3 protein-coding genes are annotated in these 1723 nt (G+C 73.9%); all 3 read right to left on the bottom strand.

Annotation, left to right across the window (positions count from 1 at the left end; all coding sequences use genetic code 11):
* The coding region (locus tag LLG88_14905) for a hypothetical protein (protein MCE5248195.1) at positions 1–210 on the bottom strand (210 nt) is incomplete at its 3' end.
* On the bottom strand, positions 207–1511 hold the full coding sequence (gene hemL, locus LLG88_14900) for a glutamate-1-semialdehyde 2,1-aminomutase (GenBank protein ID MCE5248194.1): 1305 nt from the start codon (positions 1509–1511) through the stop codon (positions 207–209). The genes hemL and LLG88_14905, both read right to left, overlap by 4 nt.
* The coding region (locus LLG88_14895) for a porphobilinogen synthase (GenBank protein MCE5248193.1) at positions 1502–1723 on the bottom strand (222 nt) is incomplete at its 5' end. The genes hemL and LLG88_14895, both read right to left, overlap by 10 nt.

Below are 1723 nucleotides of genomic sequence, written 5' to 3'. Positions count from 1 at the left end.
CGCCCGCGGATCCATCCCGCGGTCGAGCAGGGCGCGCGCCGCCCGCACGTCGCCGTCGTACTGCGCGAGGAGGCGCGCGCCGGCGAGGTTCGTGTGCTGGACCTCGTCGGCGATCCAGTAGACGACCTGGCCGGCGCAGACCGTCAGGCACAGCAGGAAGGCGACCTGCAGCGCGCGCGTCGGGTCGAGCCGCGGCAGCCGGAGCCTCACGCGGGGGAGACCTCCGCCAGCGCCTCGGCGAGCGCCGCGACGAGGCGGTCCACGTGCGTCTCGTCGTGGGCCAGCGAGAGGAAGGCGACCTCGTAGGCCGAGGGCGCCATCGAGACGCCGCGCTTCAACAGCGCGTGGAAGAGCTGCCGGTAGATCGCCGCGCCGCCCGACGCGAGCTTCTCCGCGGCGCGCGGCGGATCGCCCGCCTGCAGCGAGAGCCAGAAGATCGACCCGACCCGCACGAGACGCGCCGGAACGCGCGCCGCGGCGAGGACCGGCGTCAGCTTCTCCTCGAGGCGCCGGCCGAGCGTCTCGAGCCGTTCCCAGCCGCGCTCCCGCTCCAGCACGCCGAGCGTCGCCAGGCCGGCGGCCATCGCCACCGGATTCCCCGAGAGCGTTCCGGCCTGGTAGACCGGGCCGAGCGGCGCGAGGTGCTTCATCGTCCCGCGCTTGGCCGCGAAGGCGCCGACCGGCATGCCGCCGCCGATCACCTTGCCGAACGTGGCCATGTCCGGCTCGATGCCGTAGAGCTGCGCCGCGCCGCCGGGGGCGACGCGGAAGCCGGAAATGACCTCGTCGAAGATCAGCATGGCGCCGTGCTTCGCCGTCAGTTCCCGCAGCAGGCGCAGGAACTCCGGCCGCTGCGCGAGGAGGCCGTTGTTCGCCGGGATCGGCTCGACGATCACCGCCGCGATCTTGTCCCCTTCGGCCTTGAACAGCGCCTCCGCCCGCTCCGGATCGTCGAGCGGCAGCACGCGCGTCAGCCCCGCGAACTCCGCCGGCACGCCGGCCGACGAGGGCTCGCCGAACGTCGCCAGCCCGGAGCCGGCGGCGACCAGCAGATGGTCGGCGTGGCCGTGGTAGCAGCCGCTGAACTTCACGATCACCGAGCGGCCGGTCGCGCCGCGGGCGAGGCGGATCGCGCTCATCACCGCCTCGGTCCCCGAAGAGACGAAGCGGACCTGCTCCATCCCGCGGTAGAGCGCGAGGACCTTCTCCGCCAGCAGGACTTCCCCTTCGCACGGCGCGCCGAAGCTCGTCCCCTCGGCCGCCGCGGCGGCGACCGCGCGCACGACCTCCGGATGGGCGTGGCCGAGGATCAGCGGTCCCCACGACATGACGAAGTCCACGTAGCGGCGGCCGTCCGCGTCCTCGACCGCGGCCCCCTGCGCGCGGCGCACGAAGAGCGGCGTGCCGCCGACGGCGCGGAAGGCGCGGACGGGGGAATCGACGCCGCCCGGAATGACCTCGCAGGCGCGCCGGAACAGCTCCTCCGACTTCGGCCCGGCGCTCACAGCCACTTCCCCGCCAGCGCCTCGCGGGCGTGGTAGGTGATGATCTGGTCGGCGCCGGCGCGGGCCATCGCCAGCAGGTTCTCGCGCACGATGCGGGCCTCGTCGAGCCAGCCGCGCTCCGCCGCGGCCTTGACCGCGGAGTACTCGCCCGAAACGTTGTAGGTCGCGAGCGGGAGGTTCGTCAGCTCCTTCACCGCGCGAATCACGTCCAGATAGGC

The sequence above is a fragment of the bacterium genome (assembly GCA_021372775.1).
GTDB lineage: Bacteria > Acidobacteriota > Polarisedimenticolia > J045 > J045 > JAJFTU01.
Note: the sequence above shows the minus strand (reverse complement) of the source record. Positions and strands in the feature narration are given on the sequence as shown.